At 63.6% G+C, this 261-nt stretch carries 1 protein-coding gene; it reads right to left on the minus strand.

Annotated features, from left to right (window positions below):
* A partial coding sequence (locus tag SB816_RS32780; RefSeq protein WP_410548350.1) for a hypothetical protein occupies positions 1–261 on the minus strand: 261 nt, incomplete at both ends.

Raw genomic sequence — 261 nt, forward strand, 5'->3', positions numbered from 1 at the left:
GTCGGCACCGGCAACGGGAATGTTCTTGCGTCGTTTCAGCTCGCGCGTCAGCGCGTTGACGAAGGCGTGGCGTTTTCTGACCAAGACCAGAATGTCGCCCGGTTCGACGGCGCGTTCCACGCCCTTTTCGATGATGGTCTGGGTCCCGATCATCCCGGCAATGCGCGCGGCGATCCGGCGGGCAACGATGGTAGCCGGCGCGCTTTCCCGAAGTGCATCGAAAGGTGCTGTCCAGTCCTCTTCGTCCTCGGCGGTTTCCGG

Origin of the sequence: Achromobacter sp. SIMBA_011, assembly GCF_046535435.1 — a bacterium.
Taxonomy (GTDB): domain Bacteria; phylum Pseudomonadota; class Gammaproteobacteria; order Burkholderiales; family Burkholderiaceae_B; genus Achromobacter; species Achromobacter dolens.